Origin of the sequence: Pseudomonas sp. R4-34-07, from assembly GCF_003852375.1 — a bacterium.
Lineage (GTDB): Bacteria > Pseudomonadota > Gammaproteobacteria > Pseudomonadales > Pseudomonadaceae > Aquipseudomonas.
On sequence record NZ_CP027760.1, the window covers coordinates 2,560,163 to 2,586,158 of the forward strand.

Sequence of the window (25,996 nt, forward strand, 5' to 3'; positions counted from 1 at the left end):
GAGGCACCCGATTGTCCGTATCGCTCCCCGTGCCGGGATTGTCCTGTCATCCCTAGCTGGCAAGATAAGCCCGAGCCCACGGAAAAGGATGCGCAGGCACTCAAGCACGGGTGTTTCAGCGCGGTTACGGACATGAATGATTCTGCGGCGGTGAGCTTTGGCCCCTACACCTTTCATCGGCACCAACGCCTGGTCAGCAAGGCCGGTTGGCCGGTGCCGCTGGGCGGGCGGGCGCTGGATATTCTCGCGGTGTTGCTGGAAGCACCGGGGCAATTTATCAGCAAGGCGACCTTGATCGAGCGGGTCTGGCCCAACAGCGTCGTCGAAGACAATAACCTGCGCGTGCACATTGTCGCGTTGCGTCGCGCCCTCGACGGGCAGCGTGTCATCCTCAACCACCCGCAGCGTGGCTACTGCTTCGCCGCGCCCGTGCAAGGCACACTGCCGACGCTGCCGGCACAGCACAACCTGGTGGCACGGCTCAGCCCGGTGCTCGGTCGCGATGAACTGGTGGCTGTGCTGGTGCGGCGCATCGCCGGGCAGCGCCTGTTGACCCTTACCGGGGTGGCCGGCATCGGCAAGAGTACGCTGGCCCTGGCCCTCGCCGAGCGCGTGGTGCCCCGCTATCGCGACGGGGTGTGGTGGGTCGACGTGACCAGCCTGCAAACCCCGGGCGAACTGCTCGGCCATCTGGTCACGGTATTACAGCTGGACCCCGCCGACAGCCTCGACGAGCTGGCCCGACAGTTAGCCTCGCGCCAGTTGTTGCTGGTACTCGATGGGGCCGACCTGCTGCTCGGTGCCTGTCGCACGCTGGTGCGCATATTGGGCGAACGGGCACCCCAGGTCAGCGTGCTGATCAGCAGCCGCGAAGCTTTGCTGGCGCCTGGTGAATGGGTGGTGCGGGTGCCACGGCTGAGCGTGCCGTCACCGTCGGCGTTGGCCAGTGTCGAGCAGGCCCTGGCCTGGCCTGCGGTGCAACTGTTCGTCACACGGGTACGCGCCAGCCAGCAGGGGTTTATGTTGCGGCCCCAGGAGTTGGCGCCGTTGCGTGAGATTTGCCGGCGGCTGGACGGCATCCCGTTGGCCCTTGAACTGGCCGCCGCCCAGGTCGACGCACTCGGCATCGGCGGTGTGCAGCAGCAATTGTGCATGGGCTTGCACGGGCTGAGCCGCGGGCGTCGCACCGCGGTGGAGCGGCATCGTTCACTGACCGCTGCGCTGGACTGGAGCTATGCGCGCCTGAGCCTGCCGGAGTGCTGGCTGTTCCTGCAGCTGGGCTTGTTCAAGATGGCGGTGACCCTGCCCACCTTGAGCGAAATGGTGAGCGGTACCGAGCTTGAACACGCCGACCTGGCTTACCTGCTGGCGCGTCTGGTGAATATGTCGCTGCTGGGCGTCGAGCCCGGCCTGGGCCCGACGCGCTATCGCTTGCTCAACTGCGTGCGCAGCTACGCGTTGGCGCAACTGCGTGACCCGCTTCAGGTAGCGCGCTTGCAACAAGGCTACGGGGAGTGCCTGGGCGCGTTTTCAGGCCGGCCGTTTGTCCTGCAGCTCGTCGAGCAGGCGGCGTACGCGCAGTAGATCCTGGGTGGCGAAGCCTTCGGTAAATCTTGCGTAGAGGGGGGTCAGCAAGTCGATGCCTGCCTGCTTGCGTCCTTGCTGTTGCCAAAGTTGTGCCAGGGAGCCCGCACACCGCAGCTCCCAGGCCAGGGCGCCTTGCTGGCGTGCCAGGCCGAGGGCTTCGAGCAGCAGCGTCTGCGCGCCCTGGGTATCACCTCGCAGCGCTGCCTGCCCGGCGTAGACCCGCAGGATCTCCGGGGCACACCAACCCGCCGCGCCACTGCGCGCCCGTTCGAGACCTGGCTCATCGACGTGCTGCATGCCGAAGGTGACCAGGGTGTCCTCGATCAGCCCCAGGCCCTGTAAATCCCCGTTGCACAGAATGCCGGCGTAATGCCCGGCCCAGGTCTGGAACAGTTGCACCGAATGCGTGTGGGACTGCTCCAGCAGCAGGCTTTGCAGGGTTTGCGCATCGTCTTCGGCACCGTTGTAACGGGCGATCACCACACCGGCCAGGGCCAGGGTGTAGCAGATCGACGTACCGTGGTTGATCTGCAGCGCCAGTTCCAGTGCCTGGCTGGCGGTGCGCCAGGCGCGTTCGGGAAAGCCCTGCAACCAGAGGATTCGCGCCAGCACGGTCAGGGACGCGACGCTCTGGTCGTATTGCACGCCGACGCCATGGGCGAAGCGGTTCACATGGGCGCTGTGGCTCATGCGCTGCAGCACCTGCTCGGCCTGCTGTCGGGCCAGCGCCTGATGGCCGGTGTAATGCTGGGCCAGGGCGCGCAAGCGTTGGGTGCTCAGGTCCAGCAGCGGCTCGGTGCGCGGGTCGAGGCGATCGAACTGCCTGCTCTGTTCCAGCGCTTGAACATAGCGCCCGGCGCACAGGTTCGCCGCCATGTGCCCGGAGACCGCACGCAACTGGCCGGCCAGGTCCTGGCGCTCTTCAGCCAGGCGTGCGGCGCCGACAAACGCGGCGATGGTCTGGGGCGCGGCACCCACGGCGTGGTAGGAGAGGCTGCCCAGGGCCAATTGCAGCTGCAGGGCCAATTGCGTGCAGGGCGCTTCGACCCGATCGATCAGCGCCAGTGCCTTGTCCACATAGCCGGCGTGCTCGCGCAGCAGCGACAGTTCCTGCCACAGGGGCATCGCACTGACCGTCAGGCGAATCGCCAGCAAGTGCCCGGCAGTGTCGGCAAAGCCCCAGTCGAGGGCGGCGCGCACGTCTTCACGCAGCGGGGCATAGCGGTCGATCCAGGGCTGTGTGGCAATCAGTTCCCAATCGCCCTGGGCCTGTTCCATCAGGGCCAGGCAGCGTGCCGCGTGGCGCTCGCGGGTGGCTTGCAGCTCGCCGGCGAGGCTGAGCTTTTCCAGGGCATAGGTGCGGGTGATATCGAGCAGGCGATAGACCATCTCGTCCTCGCTGGCGTCCACGTTCAGCAACGACTTGGCCACCAGTTGCGTGATCGAGCCCAGCACTTCGGTGGGGGCTATATGCTCCCCGGCGATCACCGCCGCCGCGCTGACCAGGCTGAAGCCGCCGCGAAACACCGCGAGCCGGCGCAGGCAGATTTTTTCGCAGTCGGTCAGCAGATCGAAGCTCCAGTCGAGCGTGGCCCGCAGGGTCTGCTGGCGGGGCAGGGCGCTGCGCCGCCCGCGGGTCAGCAGGCGGAAGTTATCTTCCATCTGCACCAAGAGCCCCGCTAAGCCGAAACGCTCGATCTGCGCGGCCACCAGCTCGATGGCCAGGGGAATGCCGTCCAGGCGCTGGCAGATATCGATCGCCAGCGGCAGTTCGGCGTCGCTGAGGGCAAAACTGTCTTGATGGGACATGGCGCGTTCGATCAGCAGCTGCATGGCCGGGTAACCCAGGGCCTGGGCGCGGTTGCCGGTGGCGGGCGGGCAAGTCAGCGGTTCGAGGCGTTGCACGTATTCACCTTCGGCGCGCAGGGCTTCGCGGCTGGTGGTGAGGATGTGCAGGTGCGGCGCATGGCGCAGCAGGGTTTCGCTGATCAGGGCGATGTCGTCGAGCAGGTGTTCGCAGTTGTCGATCACCAGCAGCATCTGGCGTGCCTGCAGGCTGCGGGCAAAGCCGGTCAGCGGCGCATGCTCGCCAGGCGGGACGCCGAGTAGGGCGGCGAGGTTGGGCAGGATCATCGAGGCGGCACTGAGTGGCGCCAGGTCGAGCAGGTGGATGCCGTCGCGGTAATGGCCGATCAGCAACTCCGCCACGCGCAGGGCGACGGTGGTCTTGCCGATGCCGCCGGCACCGGTGAGGGTGATGAAGCGTTGCTGCGGCAATTGCTGCACCAGGGCGTCGATCAGCGCCTGGCGGCCGAGCATGCGCGTGCGCCGCAGCGGCAGGTTGTGGCTTGGGCGTGGGGGCGCGCCGTCGGTGGGTAGCGTCATCGGTTCGATGCTCAGTGGCGCGACAAAACTGTAGCCGCGCTGGGCGACCGTGACGATATAGCGCTGCCCGGCCTGGCCGTCGCCCAGGGCCTTGCGCAACGCGGCCATGTGCACCCGCAGGTTGCCGTCTTCCACCACGCTTTTGGGCCAGACCCGCGCGATCAGTTCCTGCTTGCTCACCACATTGCCGGCGTGCTCGAGCAGGATCAGCAGGATATCCACCGCCCGCCGTCCCAGGCGCAGCGGGCGACCTGCCTCCAGCACCAGGCGCTCGCGCGGATGGATGCGGTAGGGGCCGAAGTGCACGGCCTGGTCGCTCAAGTCATTCATGGCTGCACGGGTTCAGGAGTCGGGGAAGGGCCAGCATATTCCAGGTGCATCAAGACCACTAGGCTGCGATTACCCCGGGTTTGGGACGCGAGTGGTGGTTTCGCCAGGTCATCGGGTTCACGCCTTCGCTGCGGGTGAACATATGACAGAAGTGCGCCTGGTCGCAGAAGCCACATTCCAGGCTGATTTGGGTGAGGCTCAGGGACGAGCCGGTGATCAGTTCCTTGGCGCGCAGGATGCGTTGCTGGCGAATCCATTCCTGGGGCGATACCCCCGTGGAGCACTTGAATGCGCGGGAAAAATGGCTGCGCGACAGGGCGCATGCCTGGGCCAGCTCGGCGATGCTCAGGCTTTCGCCGAGGTTGGCGAGAATCAGTTGCTTGGCGATACGCTCGCGCCGGGGGCATAGGCCTCCGGTGGCGGATAAACGAGGGGCATATTGCTCGAGTCGGGCCATGACAAATATCCGCAGTCGATGGGAGCGTTCCCGGTGAATGGATGCAGTGTAGACGCCGCTTATCTTGTTGCCGGACCGCCTGGCTGACGAGTTAATCGTTGTTAATTTCGCCAGGTGCGAGCGTGGAAAAGACAGCACAGGTATGCAATCCAGAGCGTTCCGGGCATGCTTTCCTGACCCTCTGCACACCGTTTGGATACCGCCATGAACCGCAACGACCTGCGCCGCGTCGACATGAACCTGCTGGTGATTTTCGAAGCGCTGATGTTCGAGAAAAACCTGACCCGGGTCGCCGAAAAACTCTTTATGGGCCAGCCGGCGGTGAGTGCGGCACTGGGCCGCCTGCGCGACTTGTTCGACGACCCGTTGCTGCTGCGCAACGGTCGCGGCATGGAACCCACGCCACGGGCGCTGGCGATACTCAAGGAACTGCAACCGGCCATGGACACCATTTCAGGCGCCGTCAGCCGCGCCAAGGATTTCGACCCTTCCACCAGCTGCGCGGTGTTTCGCATCGGCCTGTCCGACGATGCGGAGTTCGGGTTGTTTCCGCCATTGCTCAGTCGCCTGCGCGAAGAGGCGCCGGGCATCATCGTGGTGGTGCGCCGGGCCAACTTCCTGCTGATGTCGTCGCTGCTGGCCAGCGGCGAAATCTCGGTGGGGGTGAGCTACACCACGGAACTGCCGGCCAATGCCAAGCGCAAGAAACTGCGCGATATTCCATGCAAGGTCCTGCGCGGCGATGATGGCGAGGAGCCATTGACGCTGGACGATTATTGCGCCAGGCCCCATGCGATGGTGTCGTTCTCGGGCGACCTGAGCGGCAATATTGACCTGGATCTGGCACGCATCGGCCGCTCGCGGCGGGTGGTGCTGGCGGTGCCGCAGTTCAGCGGGTTGCGCGCCTTGCTGGCGGGGACGCAGATCATCGCGACCGTGCCGGACTACGCGGCCTGTGCGTTAACCGAAGGCACCCGCCTGCGGGCCGAGGACCCGCCGTTCGCGATTGATGCGGCAGAGCTGTCGATGGTGTGGAGCGGGGTGCATGACAATGACCCGGCCGAGCGCTGGTTGCGGGGGCGGATTGCGGAGCATATGGCGGCGGCGAACTGACTCCCACATAAAAGCCAAACAGCACATACATCCAATTCCCCGCCGTCCCAGCTCGGCAAACTTCCCCCATCGCTCAATGCCCTGGGGAAACACCCATCATGGACCCAACACCTAACACCAGCCCCGACGAAGTCGTCACGCTGGTCGTCAAGCACCGGGTCAAGCCCGGCCGCGAAACCGAGTACGAAGCCTGGCTGCGCCGCATCGTGCGCATTGCCGGTGAACGCCCCGGCCACCTTGGCGTCGACGTAGTGCGCAGCCAGCAGGGCGGCATGGCGCTGTTTACCTGCGTACTGCGCTACCGCTCCACCGACGCCCTGGAGTTGTGGCTCGAGTCGCCACAACGTCGGGCCCTGATCGATGAAGCGGCGCCAATGCTGGCCGACGGCGACCAGACTGAAATCGGCGGCGCCAATGAATTCTGGTTCGCCCCCCAGGCCGATGGCGCGGCCAAGCCGCCGCGCTGGAAACAGGCGGTGGTGAGCCTGTTTGTGATCCTGCCGCAAACCCTGCTCCTGCCGTTTATCTGGGGCCCGGTCCTGCGGTTGCACCCGTTTCTGTCCAACTACGTGGTCTCCACCTTCCTGGTCACCCTGACCATCGTGCTGCTGGTGGTTTACCTGCTGATGCCGGCCGCCACCCGCCTGTTCGCTCCCTGGCTTGAAGCCTCTGAAAAGGAAACCCTATGAACGCCGATCTGATTCTGTTCAATGGCCAGTTCCACACCGTGGACCGGGAAAATCCACGCGCCACCGCCGTCGCCATCCGTGACGGACGCTTCGTCGCCGTGGGCACTGACGGTGAAGCCATGGCCCTGCGCGGCAGCGGCACCCAGGTCATCGACCTCAAGGGCCGCACCGTGATTCCCGGCCTTAACGACTCGCACCTGCACCTGATCCGTGGCGGGCTGAACTACAACCTCGAGTTGCGCTGGGAAGGCGTGCCGTCCCTGGCCGATGCCTTGCGCATGCTCAAGGACCAGGCCGACCGCACCCCCACGCCGCAGTGGGTGCGCGTGGTGGGCGGCTGGAACGAATTCCAGTTTGCCGAAAAACGCATGCCGACCCTGGAGGAGCTCAACCAGGCTGCGCCGGACACGCCGGTGTTCGTGCTGCACCTGTACGACCGCGCCTTGCTCAACCGGGCCGCGTTGCGCGTAGCCGGTTACACCAAGGACACGCCGAATCCACCAGGCGGCGAGATCGTGCGCGACAGTAACGGCAACCCCACCGGCATGCTGGTGGCGCGCCCTAACGCGATGATCCTTTATTCGACCTTGGCCAAAGGCCCGAAACTGCCCTTGGAATATCAAGTCAACTCCACCCGCCAGTTCATGCGTGAACTCAATCGCCTGGGCCTGACCAGCGCCATCGATGCCGGCGGCGGTTTCCAGAACTATCCCGACGACTACGCGGTGATCGAGCAACTGGCCAAGGACCAGCAGTTGACGGTGCGCATCGCCTACAACCTGTTCACCCAGAAGCCCAAGGAAGAGCTCAGCGACTTCAAGAATTGGACCGGCAGCGTCACTCTGCACCAGGGCGATGACTACCTGCGCCACAACGGCGCCGGCGAGATGCTGGTGTTTTCGGCTGCCGACTTCGAAGACTTCCTCGAACCGCGCCCGGACCTGCCGCTGACCATGGAACAGGAGCTGGAACCGGTGGTACGCCATCTGGTGGAACAGCGCTGGCCGTTCCGCCTGCACGCCACGTACGACGAGTCGATCTCGCGCATGCTCGACGTGTTCGAAAAGGTCAACCGCGACATACCGTTCAATGGCCTGCCGTGGTTCTTCGACCATGCCGAAACCATCACCCCGAAAAACATCGAGCGTGTGCGCGCCCTGGGCGGCGGCATTGCGATCCAGGACCGCATGGCGTTCCAGGGCGAATATTTCGTGGAGCGTTACGGTGCCAAGGCCGCCGAGGCCACGCCGCCGATCAAGCGCATGCTCGCCGAAGGTGTACCGGTAGGCGCGGGCACCGACGCCACGCGGGTGTCGAGCTACAACCCGTGGACCTCGCTGTACTGGATGGTCAGCGGCCGCACCGTCGGTGGCCTGGAGCTGCACGCCGAGGGCTTGCCGCGCCTCACCGCGTTGGAACTGTTTACCCACGGCAGCGCTTGGTTTTCGTCCGAACAGGGCAAGAAAGGCCAGATCAAGGTCGGCCAACTGGCAGACGTGGCGGCGTTGTCGGCGGATTTTTTCAGTGTCGATGAAGAAGCCATCAAGTGGATCGAGTCGGTACTGACCGTGGTCGGCGGCAAGGTCGTCTACGGCGCCGGTGACTTCGAAGATTACGCACCGCCGCGCGTTCCGGTACTGCCGGACTGGTCGCCGGTGGTCAAGGTACCGGGGCACTGGCGCCCCAGCTCACCGCTGCAAGCTCAAGTTCACCAGTGCAGCGGCCCGTGTGGCGTGCATTCCCACAGCCATGAAAAAGCCCGCCTTTCCAGCGTGCCGGTCAGCGACTTCCAGGGTTTCTGGGGTGCGTTTGGCTGTTCGTGCTTTGCCTTCTGATTGTCACTACCCAAAGGAGTTACCCGCATGACTTATTCGCGTTTGAACAAAGATGATGCTGTTGTACTGCTGGTCGATCACCAGACCGGCCTGATTTCGCTGGTGCAGGATTTCTCCCCCAACGAATTCAAGAACAACGTACTGGCCCTGGCCGACGTGGCGAAGTTCTTCAACCTGCCGACCATCCTGACCACCAGCTTCGAAAGCGGCCCCAACGGCCCGCTGGTACCGGAACTCAAGGCGCTGTTCCCGGACGCGCCGTACATCGCCCGCCCTGGCCAGATCAACGCCTGGGACAACGAAGAGTTCGTCAAGGCTGTCAAGGCGACCGGCCGCAAGCAGATCATCATTGCCGGCGTGGTGACCGATGTGTGCGTCGCGTTCCCGACCCTGTGTGCCCTCGATGAAGGCTTTGAGGTGTTCGTGGTCACCGACGCCTCCGGCACCTTCAACGAAACCGTGCAACAAGCCGCCTGGGCGCGCATGACCGCTGCCGGTGCGCAACTGGTGAACTGGTTCGCCGTGGCCTGCGAGCTGCAGGTTGACTGGCGCAACGACATGGAAGGCCTGGCCAACCTGCTGTCGCCGCGCATCCCCAACTACCGCAACCTGATGAACAGCTACTCGGCGTTCACCGCCAAGTAACTCGTCCTCAAACCTGTCGGTAATCCATGTGGGAGGGGGCTTGCCCCCGATAGCGGTGTATCAGTCAGCTTATTTGTAGCTGACCGACCGCTATCGGGAGCAAGCCCCCTCCCACATTTGCCTGTGTTCACATTTTGATTTGTGGTGCTGCGACCAACCGGTTATAAAACAGCCCATCGTCCACCGAGAAGCGACAATGAACCCTTTCGAAGACATGCGCCTGTTTTGCCAGGTCATGGAATCCGGCAGTTTCACCGCCGCCGCCGAGCAACTGGGCCTGTCCAAGCAGTTTGTCAGCCGCCGTCTGATTCAGCTCGAGGATCGTCTCGGCGTGCGCCTGCTCAACCGCTCCACGCGTCGCCTGGATGTCACGCCACTGGGCCAGAGTTACTACGAATCCGCCTTGCGCCTGCTCAGTGATGTGGAGCAAGTGGAGCAGGGCATCGCCGGTCAAAACAGCGAACCGCGCGGCACCATTCGCCTCAGCGCGCCGTTGTCGTTTGCCATGGCGCATCTGGGTTGCCTGTTGCCGCTGTTCTTGCAACGCTATCCCGAGGTGGCGGTGGAAGTCGACCTCAGCGACCGCCCGGTGGACCTGATCGGTGAAGGCTACGACCTGGTGTTGCGCATCGGCACCCTGGAAGATTCCACCTTGATCGCCCGTCGTATCGCCAGCATCCCCCGTGTCTACTGCGCCAGCCCCGACTACCTGGCCCTGCGCGGCACCCCGCAAAAGCCCGATGACCTCGCCGCCCACGATTGCCTGCCCTACGGCCACGGCCGCCACGTGCAATGGCGCTTCAAGGGCAAGCTGCAAGCGCTGAACGTGAGCGGGCGCATGCGCGTCAATAACGGCGATCTGCTGCGTGACACCGCGATTGCCGGCCTGGGCGTGACCTACCTGCCGACCTTTATCGTCGGCGACGCGTTGAAGGACGGCCGCCTGGTCAGCGTACTGGACGCGTTCGCCCCCGAAGCCCTGACCTTGTCGGCGGTATACCCCCAGCATCGGCAGAGTTCGCGGCCGGTGCAGGCGTTGGTCGAGTTCCTGCGCGAACGCCTGGCTAGCGGCTGCTGAACAACTGGCGGATCAGGCTGGGCGTGCTGCCGGTCCAGCGCTTGAACGCGCGCCGAAAGTTCGCCGCATCGTTGAAGTTCAGGTACGCGGCGACTTCATCGTTGCTCAAGCCTTTGACCTGATACAGGTGCAACGCCATGTGCTTGCGTACCCGGTCCACCTGTTGCTGAAAGCCGGTGTCGTGCTTGTGCAGCTTGCGCTTGAGGGTCGCCGGGCTCATAGCGAAGGCCAGTGCGGCCTGTTCCAGGCTCGGCGGCTGGCGTACGTGCTCGCGCAGGTAGTCATGGAGGCAGTCGAGGAAGCTGGCGGCAAAGCCCAACTGGTCGATCTGCTCGCGGGCGTGCTGGCGCGCCACCTGGCCTGCCGTGGCCGAGGCACCGGGCCAGGCGCGGGTCAGGTACTCGCGCGGCAGGCACATCATGTCCAATGGACGTTCGAAGCGCGTGTGTTCGCCCAGGTGTACCCAGTATTGCTCCACATAGCGCGGCTCGGCGTGGCTGAAAGCGCACACCCACGGCAGGCGCTGGCCGCTGAGCCATTGGCTCATGGCCACCAGCGAGGTCATGCTCGCCTCCAGCACAAAGCGCCAGTGCTCGCCGGCGCCGCAACTGTCCCGCCAGTACAGGTAGGCATGGTGCTCATCCAGCTCCAGGTTCAACGTGACCAGCGGGCTGAGCAGCACCTGTTGCTGGATCAGGATCTCCAGCGCCTGGTGCAGATTCTGCGCATGCCCCAGTGCATGGCTGGCCGCGCCATAGTGGCCGGGCAGCAAGCGTTGGCCAAACAGGAAACTGCTGTCATCGGCGTCCAGCAACTTGCGACTGTTGCCGATCACGTCGAGGAACTGCCGGGGGCTCAAGCGGGCGTTGCCGGCCAGGATGTCTTCGTGGAACAGCCCGGTGCCGCGCAGCAGGCGATGGCTGTCGATGTCCCGGGACAAGGCCAGGTCGATCAACGTGGCGGGTTGGTAATGGCCGGGGATGAAGCGGCTGTCGCTTTCATACCAGCTGGCTTTCACGGCCATCTCAGGCGCTTTTCGCAAGGGGTTGCTTGGCCCGCGCCAGCGCCAGGTTCAAGCGCCTGAGCAGGTCGTGGGGCGACTCGTCCAGGGCCATTACCACCGCCGTGGTCGCCGCCAGTTGCAGGCGTTCGCCCTGCAGCCGGGTTTTGTGCGCCAGGCTCTGCACCGCTTGCTGCAACTCCAGCGCCAACCCCTGGGCCTGGCGCTCGCCGGTATTGGCCAGCAGCACCACAAAGCGGTCGCCGGCCAGGCGGCACAGCAGGTCCTGGCGGCGCAGGTTGAGCAACAGCACATGGCTGACCGCCTGCAGTACCGCATCGCCCTCGGCATGCCCGTAGGCCTGGTTGATGGCGGCAAAGTGGTCCAGGTCCAGGGCCAGCAGCGACAGCGGTTGCTGCTGGTCGCGGCTGTCGTGCAGGCTGCTTTCGAGCTGGCGCTTGAAGTAGTCGGCACCGGCCAGGGGCGTGAGTTTGTCGAACAGCCGATGCTCGCGGAACAGGCGCTCACGCTTTTCCATCTGTGCGCTGATCGCCAGTTGTTCGCGGTGCCAGTGGTAGATGCCGATCGTCAGCAGGATCATGCCCACCGGCATCGGCCCCGACTCCAGCCAGTGGTCCCAGGTGATGCTGTCGGGCAGGCGAATGAACTCGTCGAGGCTGTCGATCCACCAGGAAAAAAAGATACACGACAGGCCCAGTGCCAAGTAGTTGGTGACCCGCCCGGCGGGGCGGCTTTTCAGCACCAGGCCCAGCCATATCAACGCGAGCAGCGCCGAACCGCCTTCACCGACGATATCCAGCCACACCCACTCACTGAGGCTTTTGAGCTCGCCGCAGGCCAGGTGCAGGATCAGCCCGAGGTTGGCGGCGATCAGCAGCAGGGCGAGCTTCCAGCGATGGGGTTTGAGCACGCAGAACATGGGTGCGGGTCCTTGGATGAGCCAGTCGTGAGCGCCAGCACAGCAGATGCATGTGACGGTTGGATGACGGTGGGGGAGGGTCGGATCAGCTCACGTCAAAGGGCGATGAACATCAAAATGTGGGAGGGGGCTTGCTCCCGATAGCGGTATATCAGCCAGCCTATTTGTCGCTGACCCACCGCTATCGGGAGCAAGCCCCCTCCCACAGGGGAACTGCTGAGGTCATATCAGCTCATTTCAGGCCGAAAACCTTTGCTAACCCCCGGTTTACGGGCCTTCACACCGAGTTCTGTCACAGAACCGTCATCCCGCACCCCTAGCTTGCCCTTCCAGTTGCCGGGCCCCTTGCCTGGCGCCAACGGATTCTTGGGGAGGGTTTCATGTACAAGCGCACCGGGCTCGTCAGCTTTACGCTTACCGCCTTGGCCCTGGCGATCACCTGCGAGCGGCTCAATGCTGCCGAGACCGAGCATGTCGAGGTGGTTGGCCAGGCCGCCGCCATCGGCAGCGCCCTCAAGGAACAGCGCAGCTCCGACAGCATCAAGAGCGTGGTGCATGCCGACGGCGTGGCGCAGTTGCCGGACGAGAACGTTGCCGAGGCGGTGCAGCGCCTGCCGGGGATCAGTGTGGAGCGCGACCAGGGCGAAGGCCGGTTTGTCAGCGTGCGCGGCCTGGGCCCGGACCTCAACAGCGTGACTATCAACGGCACCCTGGTGCCGTCGCCCGAGAGCGAGCGCCGCGCGGTGGCCCTCGACGTACTGCCCTCGGAACTGGTGCAGTCGCTGTCGGTGATCAAGACCCTCACGCCGGACATGGACGCCAACTCCCTCGGCGGTACCGTCGACGTGAAGAGTCTGTCGGCGTTCGACCACAAGGGCCTGTTCTATACCGGCAGCACCGAGGCCAGCTATGACAAGAACACCGCCCAGACCAGCCCGAAATTCTCCGGCGCCGCCAGCAACCGCTTCAGCCTCGGCGACGGTGTCGACAACTTCGGCGTGGCCGCGGCCCTCAGTTGGCAGCAGCGTGATTTCGGCTCGGACAACGTCGAGACCGGCGGCGCCTGGGATTTCAGCAACGGCGCCAGGCTCAACGAGTTCGAACAGCGCGACTACGACATCCGCCGCGAACGCGCCGGTGGTGGGCTGAACTTCGACTACAAGCCTGATGACCTGAGCAGCTACTACCTGCGCACCCTCTACAGTCGCTACAAGGACACCGAAACCCGCAACGCCGCCAGCTTCGAATTCGCAGACCCCCAGGCGCCGGGCGAACTGGGCGAGGCCGAGGGCAAGCGCAAGCTGAAGAACCGCGAGGAAACCCAGCAAATCCAGTCCTACGTGTTCGGCGGCGAACGCATGCTTGGCCTCTGGACCTTGAGCGGCCAGGCCGGCTACAGCCGCTCCAGTGAAGACAGCCCGGCGCATATCGCCGGGGCCACCTTCGACGGCGGTGACTTTGCCGACAGCGGCTTCTACGACACGGCCAAGCCACGCCCGATCATCGGCAGCGGCTTCTATGACCCCGGCAATTTCACCCTCGACAAGGTCGACTGGGAAAAACAGCACACCCAGGACACCGAGAAAAACCTGCGACTGGACCTGGCCCGCGACTATGACCTGAGTGGCTACGCCTCCCAGTTCAAGTTCGGCGGCAAGGTCAGCCGGCGCCACAAGGACAACGACCTGGAGGCCTGGGTCTACAAGGACCTGGATGAACAGGGCTTGACTGACGAACAGCTCAACCTCAACCAATTCCAGAAGGGCAATGTCGACTACCGTCTTGGCCGCTTCGGGCCGGGCATCAGCGCGGGTAACATCCGCCAACTGATCGGCGGCCTCAACCGCGATGACTTCTACGACCCCACCGAATCCCGGGTCAACGACTTCACCATCCACGAAGACATCAACGCCGGCTACCTGATGAACACCGTCGATATCGACGACTGGCGCTTCATCGCCGGGATGCGCTACGAGGGCACCGAGTTCGACGCAAAAGGCACCGGCGCCACGGACGGCCAGTTCAGCGCCACCGAGACCAAACGCCGTTATCACCACTGGCTGCCAGGCCTGCATGCGCGCTACCAGATCGACAAGAACACCCAGGTGCGGGCTGCCTGGACCAAATCCGTGGTGCGCCCGACCTTTGGCCAACTGGCCCCCGGTTTCGTGATCGACGATGACGAAGCCACCTTCGGCAACCCGGACCTCAAGCCCTTGGAATCGAGCAACCTGGACCTGGGCATCGAACACTTCATGGGCCGCGCCGGTACCGTGTCGGCGTTCGTGTTCTACAAGGACATCCAGAATTTCGTCTACAACACCGACGTCGCCGGCACTGGTGCCTGGGCCAACTTTGCCGAGGCCCACACCTTCGCCAACGGCGACAGCGCCAAGCTGTATGGCCTGGAACTGGCCTACTCGCAAAAATTCGACTGGCTGCCCGCGCCGTGGAACGGCCTGCTGATCGGCGCCAACAGCACCTTCAGCCGCTCCAGCGCGGATATCGAGGGCTTCGACAGCGCCAGCGGCGGTAACCGCAAGCGCAACATCAGCCTGCCCAACCAGTCGGACACCGTCGGCAACCTGATGCTGGGCTGGGAAGACGACAGGCTCAGCCTGCGCGTTTCGGCCAACTACAAGTCGGCCTACCTGTACGAGCTGGCGTCGATCAACGACAAGGCCCACGACCTGCATGTGGATGCGCAGACCTTCGTCGATTTCAGCGCGCGCTATTCGCTGAGCAAAAACCTGCAAGTCAGCTTCGAGGCGCAGAACCTCACGGATGAGTCGTACTTCGTCTACACCGGCCACCGCAGCTACAACGGCCAGTACGAAGAGTACGGGCCTACTTACAAGCTGGGCCTGACCTTCACTCATTTTTGAATTCAACCCATTCCCAAAGTGGGAGGGGGCTTGCTCCCGATAGCGGTGTGTCTGGCAGCACATGCATTGACTGAGCCACCGCTATCGGGAGCAAGCCCCCTCCCACATTGGATCTCCATCGTATTCGAAGGATTTGCTTGTTCATGAGAATTTCCAAGCTGTATCTGCTGATCGCCCTGGTCACCAGCGCCAATGCGTTCGCCATCGACATGACCCCGTGGGCACCCAGCCTGAAAGCCGAAGCCGTGGTCTTCCTGCCCAACGCCACTGAACGCCTCGCCGCCAGCACCCGCGATGGTCTGTTACTGCTTGACGAAAAAGGCGCCGAACTGGCCCGGTTCAAGGGTAATTTCAGCAGCCTCGACACACGCACCGTCGGTGCTCAAACGCTGGTTGCCAGCCTCGACAACGATCGCCAACAGGCCTTGCTGATCAGCCTGGACAGCGCCGGCAAAACCTGGGGCAAACCTTTGTACCTGCCGACCCGCGATTACCCGGTGAACGGCCTGTGCCTGTACCGCGATTCGGCGGCCAACCTGTTTGTGTTCCTGGTGGGCGAGGAGGGCAAGGGCGAGCAATGGCTGGTGGGCAACGACGCGACGCTGCTGGCCCAGGCGCAGCGTGTACGCGGGCTGCCGCTGCCGCCATCGGCGCAGTTTTGCCAGGTGGACGATGCAGCCGCGCGCCTGGTGGTGAACGAGGCCAATATCGGCTGGTGGGCCTACCCGGCGCACCCGGAAGCCGCGGTGAAACGCACGCCCGTGGCGCTATTCGATAACCCCGCGCGCGAAGCCGGCGCCATGGCGTTGGTGCCGGGTGGAATGGTGGCCCTGGACCCGAAAACCGCGCAATTGCATCTGTTCCAGCAAACCGGCGAACGTTGGGTCGAGCAGCCGAGCCTGCGCTTGCCGGGCCTCAAGGAGCCGGAGCAACTGGCGATCCACGGCCGGCAGTTGCTGGTACGCGATGACGACAGCGGCCAGCTGTATCAGGGCCGCCTCGACTGGCAGGCCACACCGGTGCCAGTTGCCCCGGTGCTGCCGCAGGTCGCCGCAGTACGCCAGACCGAACCGGTGAGCCGCCAGGGCGATGCGGCGGATGATCCCGCGATCTGGATTCACCCGCACACCCCCGCGAACAGTCGCGTGCTGGGCACCAACAAAAAACAGGGCCTGCTGGCCTACGACCTCAACGGCAAGCTGTTGCAGGAACTGGCCGTGGGGCGCCTGAACAACGTCGACGTGCGCCCCAACTTCAAGCTTGGCGCACAGACCGTCGACCTCGCCGTCGCCAGCAATCGCGATCGCAACAGCCTGAGCCTGTTCAGCATCGACCGTGAAAGTGGCGAGCTGCAGGCAGCCGGCGAAGTGCCGACGCCGCTCAAGGAAATCTACGGCATCTGCCTGTTCCAGCCCGCCAGCGGCGAGCTCTATGCGATCGCCAATGGCAAGGACGGCACCTTCCTGCAATACCGCCTGAGTGCGCCGGCCGGGCGTGTGCAGGGCGAGTTGGTGCGCCAGTTCAAGGTCGACAGCCAGCCGGAAGGCTGCGTGGCCGATGATCAACGCCAGCGCTTGTTTCTCGGGGAAGAAGACGTCGGCGTGTGGGCGGTGGATGCCCGCGCCGACCAGCCCGCGACGCTGACCAGCGTGATCAAGGTGGGCGCGCAGCTGCATGCGGACGTCGAGGGCCTGGCGCTGTATCAGAGCCCTGCACGGGATTACCTGGTGGTCTCCAGCCAGGGCAATGACAGCTACCTGGTGCTCGACGCCGAACCGCCGTTCGCCGTGCGAGGGGCGTTTCGCGTCGGTTTGAACGCCGCCGCCGGCATCGATGGCGCCTCGGAAACCGATGGCCTCGAGGCTACCGCCGTCAACCTGGGTGGGCCGTGGAGCCAAGGCATGCTGGTGGTGCAGGACGGGCGCAAGCGCATGCCCGAGCAAGCCCAGAACTTCAAGTTCGTGCCCTGGGCCGAGGTGACTCGCGCATTGAAATTACCCTGAGCTGTCATCACCCAGTCACGCGTTTTTAATCGAATAGGAGCTTCACCATGCATGCGACGATGGAACATATGACGACCTGGAGCTTGATCAGCGACGCCAGCCTGTTGGTCAAGGCGGTCATGGTCACCTTGCTGTTGGCATCCTTGATCAGTTGGTACCTGATCATCCGGCGCGGCAGTGTGCTGCGGCGCCTGGAGCGGCAGTTGCACGCCTTCGTGGTGCGCTTTCGCGCCGCATCGGATCTGCAACCGCTGTATCGCGACGCCGTGCAGGCGGGCGAGGGCGGTGTGGCGCCGATTTTTATCGCCGGCCTGCAGGAATACCAGCACCTGCACCACCACGATCCCGCAGTGCTCGAAAGCGTGGAGCGCGCCTTGCAGGTTGCGATCACCGAGCAGGAGCTGGAGCTGGAAAAGGGCCTGCAATTTCTCGCGACAGTGGGCTCGGTCAGCCCCTACATCGGCCTGTTCGGCACGGTATGGGGCATCATGAATTCCTTCCTCGGCTTGTCCCAGGTGCAACAGGCCACGCTGTCGACGGTGGCGCCGGGCATCGCCGAAGCCTTGATTGCCACGGCCATCGGCCTGTTCGCGGCGATCCCGGCCGTGATCGCCTATAACCGCTTTGCCGCGCGCAGCCAGAGCCTGCTCACCCGTTACTACGCCTTCGGCAACGAACTGCAAGTGCGCCTGCACCGTGCCCTGCGCGGTACCCCGATCAACCTGGCCGTGGCCGCCTGAACAAGGAGCGAACCGATGTTGACCAGGCCGCAACGCAAGCACGGGCCCAAGGCGGAAATGAACGTGGTGCCTTACATCGATGTGATGCTGGTGCTGCTGGTGATTTTCATGGTCACCGCGCCCATGCTGACCCAGGGTGTGAAGATCGAGTTGCCCAAGGTCGCCGCCGAGGCGCTGGCCACCGACACCCGCCAGCAGATCCTCACGCTGTCGGTGCAGGCGGACGGCGGTTACTACTGGAACCTGGGCGGCGAGCTCGACACCCGCAACCAGACCGACAGCGCCGTGAGCCTGGAGGAAATGGGCGCCAAGGTCATGCAGGTGGTGGCGGCGCGCAGCGACACCCAGGTGTATATCCGCGCGGACGACAACGCGGGGTACGGCCGCGTGGTGGCGGCCATGGCGGTGTTGCAGAAGGGCGGTGTCAGCAACCTGGGGCTGGTGACCGAGGCCCCGCAATGACGGCGATGATCATGCACAGCCCGACACAGGCGCGGGCGCTACACAGCGACGGGATGTTGCGCGTTAGCCTGGCGGCAAGCCTCGCCGTGGCGTTGCATGTGGCGGTAGTGGCGGCACTGATGCTGGGCTGGACGCCGGAGAAACTGGTGGCGGACGCGCCACGGGCGATGCACACGCAACTGGTGATGATGCCGGCGCCGGCGCCTGAGCTTGTAGCGCCCGCATTGCCTGAGCCGGTTGCGGTCCCGGTACCGGTACCGGCCAAACCGACGGTTGACCCGCAGATCCAGGCGCAGAAAATCGAGAAGGCCGCTCTGGCGCGCAAACGGGTCGAAGCGCAGAAAATCGAGCAGCAACAGCAGCGCCTGGCCACCGAGCAACGCAATCGGGAGCTGGAACAGCAACGCCTGAACCAGGAGCGTGTGGCTTCCGAGAAAGCCCAAGTTGCTGTACCGGTAACCACTCCGGCGTTCGACAGCCGCCAATATCAGCCCTTGAGCAAGGAAGCGCCGGACTACCCGGAGCGCGCACTGGACAAAAATATTGAAGGCGACTGTTCGGTGGAATACACCGTCAATACCCAGGGCCGTGTGGAAAATCCCAAGGTGCTGGACGGCTGTCACCCGTTGTTTATCCGGCCTTCGCTGGCGGCGGCGAATACCTTTCGCTATCAGCCCAGGGTCGTCGACGGCCAGCCAGTCGCCGTGCCGGCGGTGCGCAACACTTTTCACTACCGCATCAAATAATGGCTGACACCGAACCAATGTGGGAGGGGGCTTGCTCCCGATTGCTGAGTGTCAGCCACTGCATCTTTTGACTGACCCACCGCTATCGGGAGCAAGCCCCCTCCCACAGTTGGTTTTGCATCAGGCGTTCGCTACGTTGGCTAACTCAAGGCCGTCCAAATAGCGCTCCAGATTGGCCAGAAACGTATCGGCAATCTCATTGCGGCTATCGGTCGAAATCGCCGACGTATGCGGCGACAACCGCACCCTCGGATGGCTGTACAACGGATGCCCATCCGGCAACGGCTCCGGCTCGGTCACGTCCAGTGACGCCAGGCCGATCTGGCCGTTATCCAACGCTTCCAACAATGCTTCCTGATCCAGCAACCCACCGCGCGCGATATTGATCAGGTGCAGCCCCGGCTTGGCGCTGCCCAGCACATCACGGTTGATGATATGCCGCGTGGCCTCGGTCAGCGGTGCTGCCACCACCAGGTGGTCGGCACGGGCGAACAGGTCGTGGATGTCCTTGGCGGCTTCTACACCCACGCCAAACGGTGCCTGGCTCTGCCGCAACGCCACGACATTGATGCCCAGGGCCAGGGCTTTCTGCGCCAGGCTTTGACCAATCGCGCCGAAGCCGAGGATGCCCAGGGTGGTGCCCTTGAGTGGGCGCAGGGCGGTGAATTGCCAGTGCGCGTCTTTCACCCAAATGTCCGGCAAATGCTTGGACGCGGCAAAGATCGCCGCCAGGGCGAACTCGGCGAGGTTGTCGGCGGCGCTGCCCCGTGAGGTGGTGACAGGAGGGCCGTTGAACAGCCAATGCGGGTAGAAGTCGATGCCCGATGACACCAGGTGCACCCATTGTGCGCCGTAGGGCCAGCCCGGTGGTGGCGTATCCGGTGCGGTGTAGCCGCGCACATTGATAGGGCGCAGCAGCAGGATATTCGCCTGGGGCGGCAGGTCGCTCGGCACGCCGGCGGGCACGCCGATCACCTGGGCGTGGGGGTGCCGCGTGGCCAGACGTGCGCGGATCACCTCGTTGTAGTCCTCGTCCAACTGGCTGGCAATAATCAGCTGACTCATGTGCGTTCCTTCTGGCGTTGGGCGAACACCGCTTTACCGACGCCTTGCAGCACGGCGTCGTTCTGCGGGGTGTGGACGCGACTGCACAGCACATCGCGGTAGTGCCGTTGCAGTGGGCTGTGCCGTGACAGGCCGGGGTTGCCCGAGGCTTCGATGGCCAACTCGACCGCGCGGATAGCGTTGCCAGTCACCAGGTACTTCAATTGCGCCGCGTTGGCGGCCGGCGTATGGCCGTCGGCGGCGGCATCGAGCAGGCTGCGGTTGGCAAACAGCAGGGTGTCGATATGGCCGACGGTTTCCTGGAAACGCGGCAAGGTGGACAGCGCCGCGCCGAGATTCGACGGCTGGCGTTCTTCGAGCCAGTTCACCAGCCAGTCCCGCGCGGCCTGGGCCACGGCGTCGTACACCGAGGACAGCAGCACTGACATCCACAGCAGGCCTTCGCCATCCAGCTCCGGCTGCGGCGCGCTGCGCGGGCTGACGCTGACGGCGTGGTCCAGCGGCACCAGCACGTTGTCGAGCACCACTTCATGGCTGCAGGTGGCGCGCATGCCCAGGTGATCCCAGGTATCGATGATGCTCACGCCGGGGCTGTCCTTGGGCACCAGCCAGGCGCCCACCAGCGGGTCGGCATCGTCGCTGCGCGCCCACACGCTGAACCAGCTCAGGCCATGGCTGCCGGTGGAGTAGATTTTGCGCCCGCTGATACGCCAGCCCTCGGCGCTGCGTACGGCGGTGGTCGCCGGCAAGCCGCCACGGGCCGGTGTGCCCAGGTCGGGCTCGACGCGCAGGGCATTGATCAGCGCGCCATGGCGCACCGCGTCCTCGCCGACGCGCACACGCAAGTGCCGGGGCCAGGTCTTGCTGTCCTGCAAACGGCTGTGCTGCAGGTATTGCATCACCAGGATCAGCGCGGTGGAGGGCTCGCCCTTGGCAATCGCGCTGATGGCCTTGCGCGCCAGGGGCAGGCTGGCACCGCCGCCGCCGAGGGCGCTGGGCACGGTGAGGGCGATCAGACCGTGTTCATGCAGCCGCTTGAAATTATCATGGGGGAAGGCGCCGCTTTCATCATAAAGGTGGGCTGTGCTGGCCAGCTCGGCGCTGAGGCGCTCGAGCACGGCGTCGAAATCGACAACTTCCACGGCGCGTAGAGACGATTGAGTCATGAAGATGTACTCGGTCAAATGTGGGAGGGGGCTTGCTCCCGATAGCGGTGGTTCAGCCAGTGGATGTACCGCCTGACAGATTGCCATCGGGAGCAAGCCCCCTCCCACAAGGGATAGTGATCAGGCCAGGGCTTTTTCGGGGGCTTCAACCACGCTGTAGCGGTTGGCCGGCACCTCCAGTCCTAGGTTGTCGCGCAACGTCTGGCCGCTGTACTCGGTACGAAACAACCCACGCTGCTGCAGCACCGGCACTACCAGCTCAGTGAAGTACTGCAAGCCATCGGGCAGCACCGAGTTGATGATGAAGCCATCGCTGGCTCCCTCTTCGAACCAGCGCTGGATCGCATCGGCGACCTGCTCCGGCGTGCCGACGAAGTCGCGCTTGGGCCGCGAGTACCGCAGCGCCACTTCGCGCAGGGTCAGGCCTTCGTCCCTGGCCAATTGCTTGATGCGTTCGGAGCCGCCTTTCTGGCTGTTGGCACCCAGGTCGCCGAGTTCCGGGAACGGAGCGTCAAGCGGGTATTGGCTGAAGTCATGGTCGTTGAACGGACGGCCGAGGGCGACGATGGCATCTTCGACGGTGACCAGTTCCACCGCCTGCTGATAACGGCTTTCCACTTCGGCGGCATCGCGCCCGACAATCGGGCGGATACCCGGCAGAATCGACAGGCTGTCGGGCTCACGCCCGAAGCCCTTGGCCCGGCGTTTCAAGTCGGCGGTATAGGCTTTGCCCTCGTCGACAGTCTCCACATGCACAAAGATCGCATCGGCATTCTGCGCGGCGAAGTTGCGCCCGTCTTCCGAGGTGCCGGCCTGGAAAATCACCGGCTGGCCCTGGCGCGAACGCGCGATATTCAGCGGGCCCTTGACCGAGAAAAATTCGCCCTGGTGGTTAAGCGCATGCAACTTGTGCGGGGTGAAGAATTCGCCGCTGTGCTTGTTATAGGCAAAGGCGTCGTCTTCCCAGGAGTCCCACAGGCCCTTGACCACATTCAGGTGTTCCTTGGCGATGCGGTAGCGCACGGCGTGAGGCGGGTGTTCGGCTTTGCCGAAGTTATCGGCGGTGCCGCTCAGCCACGAAGTGACCACGTTCCAACCGGCGCGGCCACCGCTGATATGGTCCAGCGAGGCAAACTGGCGCGCCACCTGGTAGGGCTCGGTGTAGCTGACGGTCACGGTGGCAACCAGGCCGATGTGCGTGGTCAGCGCGGCCAGGGCCGACAGGATGGTCAGCGGTTCAAACCGGTTGAGGTAGTGCGGGCTGGACTTGGCGTGGATATGCAGGCTGTCGGCGATGAACACGAAGTCGAACCGGGCGGCTTCGGCCAGTTCGGTCTGCTGTTTGTAAAAGCCGAAATTCGTGCTGGCGTCGGGTTGCGCCTGCGGGTGGCGCCATTCGCCCCAACCGTGGCCGACGCCGTGAACCATGGCACCGAGTTTCAATTGACGTGGCTTGCTCATGTTCTGCTCCTTAGCGCGATGCTTGGGAATTGGGGGCACGCTGGGCGTTGAAGCTCTTGTCGAAGCCATGGGACACGTCGATGCGCCGGCTCAACAGGCCTTCCTTCTGGTAGGTGTCGGCGGTGGCTTGCAGGCCGCTGATCACCGCGTCGTCAATTTGTACCGGGGACAGGTGGGTGTCCTTGGCCACTTCAATGTGCACCGCCAACGGCAGGCCGGTGATTTTGGCCTGGGCGGCGGCGTATTCGTCGGGGTGCTTGTTGGCCCAGGCGTAGGCCCGGTCGACGCGGGCGACAAAGTCGTCCAGTTGCACGCGCTTGTCGGCAATGGCCTGGCTGGTGGCGGCGAAGTACAGGTGGTTGCTCAGCAGGTTCCTGCCGCTGACCAGCACACGGGCGTTGCTTTGTGAGGTGACTACGGTGGTGTAGGGGTCCCAGGTCGCCCAGGCATCGGCGGTGCCGTTATCCAGCACCAAGCGGGATTCGGCGGGCAGCAGGAAAATGAACTGCACATCCTTTGAGGTCAGGCCGGCGCTGGCCAGGGCCTTGATCGCCAGGTAATGGCCGATGGAGCCGCGCCCGGTGACGATTTTCTTGCCCTTGAGGTCGGCTGCGGTCTTGATCGGCGAATCCTGGGGCACCAGCAACGCGGTGGTGTTCCGCCCTTCGGCATGGATGATGCTGATCACTTTGAGCGACGCACCGGCGCCGAGGGCGAACACATAGGGCGCGTCGCCCAGGGCGCCGACATCCACCGCACCGGCATTCAGCGCTTCGCCCAGCGGCGAGGCCGAGGGGAATTCCGACCATTTGATTTCATAGGGCACGTTTTTAGTTTCGCCGGAGGCTTCCAGCAGCGCCTTGATCGTCGACTTCTGGTTGGCCACGCGCAGAGGTTGCAGGTCGGCGGCGTGGGCATTGGCAAGCAGGCCGAGCGCCAGGGCGCAGCCTAGCAGCAGGCGTGAGAGGGGGGTATTGAACAGCATGGGACAAACTCCAGGCGTTGGGTAAAAGAAGGTACCTCCGCCTGGAGAAGGGGTCGGATATCCGGGAACGGTGTAGCGGTGGATCAGATCACGTAGAAGCCGTGGGTGCCGTCGCGGGCCAGTTGCTCGACCAGGCCGAATTCCCAATCCAGGTAGGCCTGCATGGCTTCCCGTGGGTTATCGGCGCCTTCATAGGGGCGGCGGTAGCGGTCGATACGCGGTGACGCCAGGTGTGTATCGCCTTCCTCCAGCGGCAGTTGCGCGGCGATCCAGGCGGCGGTGCCGCCCTCCAGCAGGAACACTTGCCGGCCGGTCAGGGCTTCGACTTCGGGCACCGCCAGGCGCGCCAATTGGCTGCTGCCGCAGGTCAATACGTAGCGCTGCGCGCGGGGCACCTTTGCCAGCGCCTGGGGCAGTTGCGCACGCAACGTCCACCAGGCACCGGGGATATGGCGCTTCACGTAATTGGCGCTGGCGGTGAAGTCCAGCACCACCGTGTCGCCATGTTCGAGCCAGTCGGCGAGGGTGTGCGCGCTGATCAGTTCGGCCTGGGGTGGCGCGGGCACCGGCGCGACCCAGGCGCCGTGTTCGCTGAAATGCGCGGCGTGCACCTCGTCGAGCACATAGACGTCCCAACCCAGCTGGGCGAGCCAGGACGCCGACATATTTGCACGCACGCCGTCATCGTCCACCAGCACCAGGCGCGCGCCACGCACGCTGGCGACATGGTCGGTTTCCTGCACCAGTTGCCCCCCCGGTGTGGAGCGGGCGCTGGGCAGGTGGCCGGCCTCGAATTCTTCCGGGGTGCGCACGTCGAACAGGTAGGTGGTGCGTGTCGCGTCCTGCTGCCAGCGTTGCAGATCATCGAGGGTGGCACGGCCGACGCGGGCCTTGTCGGCCACGCCGCGGGCCTTCTGGGCAGCGATCAGGCGATGTTCCTCTGACGTCGGCGCGAAGCGGCGTGCTTGACCATAGGCGAGTGTCTGCCCGGCCAGGGTCCAGCCGATGGTGCCGTTGCGCAGCGCCGACACCGGGTTGGCCACGCCGGCATTGATCAATGACTGGGTGCCGATAATGCTGCGGGTACGCCCGGCGCAGTTGACGATAATGCGCGTAGCCGGGTCCGGGGCCAGTTCACGGGCGCGCAGCACCAGTTCGGCGCCCGGCACGCTGATGCCGGTGGGGATGCTCATGGTCTGGTATTCATCGAAACGCCGGGCGTCGAGCACCACCACATCGGCCTGGCTGTCGAGCAGCGCCTGGACTTCCTCGGCCGCCAGGGATGGCGTGTGGCGCTGGCTTTCCACCAGTTCGCCAAAGGCCTTGCTCGGTACGTTGACGTCGATAAACAGCTCGCCACCGGCCTGGCGCCAGCCCTCAAGCCCACCTTCGAGCAGGCTGACCCGGGTGTAGCCCAGCGCAACCAGGCGTTGGGCGGCACGCTCGGCCAGACCTTCACCGTTGTCGTACAGCGTGACCTGGGTATCGCGACGTGGGATGCGCGCATACACCTCCAGTTCCAGCCTGGACAGGGCAATGTTCACGGCAAACAGCGGGTGGCCTTCGGCATACGGCGCTTCCTCGCGCACGTCTACCAGGGCGACTTCCTCATGGTCCAACAGGGCCTGGCGAATCCGGGCGTAGTTGCGGGTCGATACGGTGCTCATAGGGCAGGGCTCTTTTCTTTGGACAGGTCCCAGATATTCGGGAGGTAGGCGTTGGAATAACCGGAGATAAACAGCTTCTCGCTGCCGTCGGGTTGATACACCGCTCGACGCACCGCGCCGATGTTGGCGCCGTACACATGAATGCTGATGGACACCTGGTCGTCGTAGGCATTGCTCACCTGATGGATATCACCGATCTTGGGCGACACCGCTTCGACTTGGCCCGGCAGCAGTTGCACCGGCGTGCCCTCGGCGACCAGCGCGCCATCGGGCGCCCGGGCAAAACCCTGGGAAAATTCCGCGCCGCGCAACATGCCGATCAGCCCCCACACCCGATGATCATGAATCGGCGTGCGTTGACCCGGCCCCCACACAAAACTGACGATGCTGAAACGCTGGCGCGAGTCGGCATGCAGCAGAAATTGCTGATAGCGCTCGGGGTCGGGTTGGGCGAATGCGTCGGGGAGCCAGTCATCATGGCTGACCAGTTGCGCCAGCAGCTTGCCGCCACGGTGCAGCAGGTCGCCCTCGCGCGGGTTGCCGTCGATCAGCTCAGCCAAGGCGCCGATAAAGGCGCGTAATCTCTCGGGGTGTCGGGCCTGGCTCATGAACATTCCATTCGCGGTAGTTGATGGGCTTATCTAAGCATAATGTTTGTGGTTAATATGCTATTTTTTAATGATTAGCTTATAGCTTTAAGTAATTTAGAATCGTCCTGTATAGCGTTAGACGTTATTGATCACAGCACGGGCTATCC

The 25,996-nt window shown here is 64.3% G+C and carries 21 protein-coding genes; 11 read left to right on the forward strand and 10 right to left on the reverse strand.

The annotated features are described in order from the left end of the window. Positions 1-132 precede the first annotated feature (132 nt). Positions 133-1,584 carry a winged helix-turn-helix domain-containing protein gene (locus C4J85_RS11725; protein WP_124409661.1) on the forward strand — a complete coding sequence of 484 codons (1,452 nt, stop codon included), beginning with the start codon at positions 133-135 and terminating at the stop codon, positions 1,582-1,584. On the opposite strand, the gene C4J85_RS11730 is transcribed toward C4J85_RS11725, so the two are convergent. Next, positions 1,531-4,302 carry a winged helix-turn-helix domain-containing protein gene (locus C4J85_RS11730; protein ID WP_124409662.1) on the reverse strand — a complete coding sequence of 924 codons (2,772 nt, stop codon included), beginning with the start codon at positions 4,300-4,302 and terminating at the stop codon, positions 1,531-1,533. The two genes, C4J85_RS11725 and C4J85_RS11730, sit on opposite strands and share 54 nt — an antisense overlap. A 58-nt stretch (positions 4,303-4,360) precedes the next feature. Further along, positions 4,361-4,759, reverse strand: coding sequence for a helix-turn-helix domain-containing protein (locus tag C4J85_RS11735; protein ID WP_124366793.1), 399 nt, complete (start codon positions 4,757-4,759; stop codon positions 4,361-4,363). A 204-nt stretch (positions 4,760-4,963) separates the two neighbouring features. Here C4J85_RS11735 and C4J85_RS11740 point away from each other — a divergent pair, with 204 nt between their 5' ends. From C4J85_RS11740 to C4J85_RS11760, 5 genes are all read left to right on the forward strand, one after another. Further along, on the forward strand, positions 4,964-5,872 hold the full coding sequence (locus C4J85_RS11740) for a LysR family transcriptional regulator (RefSeq protein ID WP_124366794.1): 909 nt from the start codon (positions 4,964-4,966) through the stop codon (positions 5,870-5,872). A 98-nt stretch (positions 5,873-5,970) separates the two neighbouring features. Next, entirely contained in the window at positions 5,971-6,561 is a 591-nt protein-coding gene (locus tag C4J85_RS11745; protein ID WP_124366795.1) for an antibiotic biosynthesis monooxygenase, read from the forward strand. After that, positions 6,558-8,396, forward strand: coding sequence for an amidohydrolase (locus tag C4J85_RS11750; RefSeq protein WP_124362567.1), 1,839 nt, complete (start codon positions 6,558-6,560; stop codon positions 8,394-8,396). Before C4J85_RS11745 ends, C4J85_RS11750 begins: the two co-directional genes overlap by 4 nt. 27 nt (positions 8,397-8,423) lie before the next feature. After that, the gene (gene ycaC, locus C4J85_RS11755) at positions 8,424-9,041 is read left to right on the forward strand and encodes an isochorismate family cysteine hydrolase YcaC (RefSeq protein ID WP_057722054.1); all 618 of its coding nucleotides are present in this window, start codon (positions 8,424-8,426) and stop codon (positions 9,039-9,041) included. A 196-nt stretch (positions 9,042-9,237) separates the two neighbouring features. After that, positions 9,238-10,119 (forward strand): LysR family transcriptional regulator, encoded by an 882-nt coding sequence (locus C4J85_RS11760; RefSeq protein WP_124366798.1) that lies wholly within the window; start codon positions 9,238-9,240, stop codon positions 10,117-10,119. On the opposite strand, the gene C4J85_RS11765 is transcribed toward C4J85_RS11760, so the two are convergent. Both C4J85_RS11765 and C4J85_RS11770 read right to left on the reverse strand, forming a co-directional pair. Continuing rightward, positions 10,106-11,143: an AraC family transcriptional regulator gene (locus C4J85_RS11765; RefSeq protein ID WP_124407014.1), complete on the reverse strand. Its 1,038-nt coding sequence runs from the start codon at positions 11,141-11,143 to the stop codon at positions 10,106-10,108. The two genes, C4J85_RS11760 and C4J85_RS11765, sit on opposite strands and share 14 nt — an antisense overlap. 1 nt (position 11,144) lies before the next feature. Then, complete coding sequence (locus C4J85_RS11770; RefSeq protein WP_124409663.1) at positions 11,145-12,059, reverse strand: GGDEF domain-containing protein; 915 nt, start codon at positions 12,057-12,059, stop codon at positions 11,145-11,147. Positions 12,060-12,439: 380 nt separating this feature from the next. Here C4J85_RS11770 and C4J85_RS11775 point away from each other — a divergent pair, with 380 nt between their 5' ends. From C4J85_RS11775 to C4J85_RS11795, 5 genes are all read left to right on the forward strand, one after another. After that, complete coding sequence (locus C4J85_RS11775) at positions 12,440-14,944, forward strand: TonB-dependent receptor (protein WP_124409664.1); 2,505 nt, start codon at positions 12,440-12,442, stop codon at positions 14,942-14,944. Positions 14,945-15,087: 143 nt separating this feature from the next. Beyond that, positions 15,088-16,947 carry a phytase gene (locus C4J85_RS11780; protein ID WP_124409665.1) on the forward strand — a complete coding sequence of 620 codons (1,860 nt, stop codon included), beginning with the start codon at positions 15,088-15,090 and terminating at the stop codon, positions 16,945-16,947. A 47-nt stretch (positions 16,948-16,994) separates the two neighbouring features. Further along, the gene (tolQ, locus tag C4J85_RS11785; protein ID WP_124409666.1) at positions 16,995-17,687 is read left to right on the forward strand and encodes a protein TolQ; all 693 of its coding nucleotides are present in this window, start codon (positions 16,995-16,997) and stop codon (positions 17,685-17,687) included. Between the two features lie 15 nt (positions 17,688-17,702). Beyond that, positions 17,703-18,149, forward strand: a complete 447-nt coding sequence (gene tolR / locus C4J85_RS11790; RefSeq protein ID WP_124362574.1) for a protein TolR — start codon at positions 17,703-17,705, stop codon at positions 18,147-18,149. After that, positions 18,146-18,895, forward strand: a complete 750-nt coding sequence (locus tag C4J85_RS11795) for an energy transducer TonB (protein ID WP_124409667.1) — start codon at positions 18,146-18,148, stop codon at positions 18,893-18,895. The genes tolR and C4J85_RS11795 overlap by 4 nt, the downstream gene beginning before the upstream one ends. A 120-nt stretch (positions 18,896-19,015) precedes the next feature. Here the strand turns inward: C4J85_RS11795 and C4J85_RS11800 are convergent, their stop codons facing one another. The 6 genes from C4J85_RS11800 to C4J85_RS11825 all read right to left on the reverse strand — a co-directional run bounded on the left by C4J85_RS11800 (position 19,016) and on the right by C4J85_RS11825 (position 25,847). Then, a complete protein-coding gene (locus C4J85_RS11800) occupies positions 19,016-19,960 on the reverse strand; it encodes a D-isomer specific 2-hydroxyacid dehydrogenase family protein (RefSeq protein WP_124409668.1) in 945 nt (314 codons plus the stop codon). Next, entirely contained in the window at positions 19,957-21,126 is a 1,170-nt protein-coding gene (locus C4J85_RS11805; RefSeq protein WP_124409669.1) for an acyl-CoA dehydrogenase family protein, read from the reverse strand. Before C4J85_RS11805 ends, C4J85_RS11800 begins: the two co-directional genes overlap by 4 nt. A 120-nt stretch (positions 21,127-21,246) precedes the next feature. Next, positions 21,247-22,587, reverse strand: a complete 1,341-nt coding sequence (locus C4J85_RS11810) for an LLM class flavin-dependent oxidoreductase (protein ID WP_124409670.1) — start codon at positions 22,585-22,587, stop codon at positions 21,247-21,249. A 10-nt stretch (positions 22,588-22,597) separates the two neighbouring features. Continuing rightward, positions 22,598-23,572, reverse strand: a complete 975-nt coding sequence (locus tag C4J85_RS11815; RefSeq protein ID WP_124409671.1) for an ABC transporter substrate-binding protein — start codon at positions 23,570-23,572, stop codon at positions 22,598-22,600. 83 nt (positions 23,573-23,655) lie between these two features. After that, complete coding sequence (locus C4J85_RS11820; RefSeq protein WP_124409672.1) at positions 23,656-25,239, reverse strand: rhodanese homology domain-containing protein; 1,584 nt, start codon at positions 25,237-25,239, stop codon at positions 23,656-23,658. After that, entirely contained in the window at positions 25,236-25,847 is a 612-nt protein-coding gene (locus tag C4J85_RS11825; protein ID WP_124366810.1) for a cysteine dioxygenase, read from the reverse strand. Before C4J85_RS11825 ends, C4J85_RS11820 begins: the two co-directional genes overlap by 4 nt. Positions 25,848-25,996 lie beyond the last annotated feature (149 nt).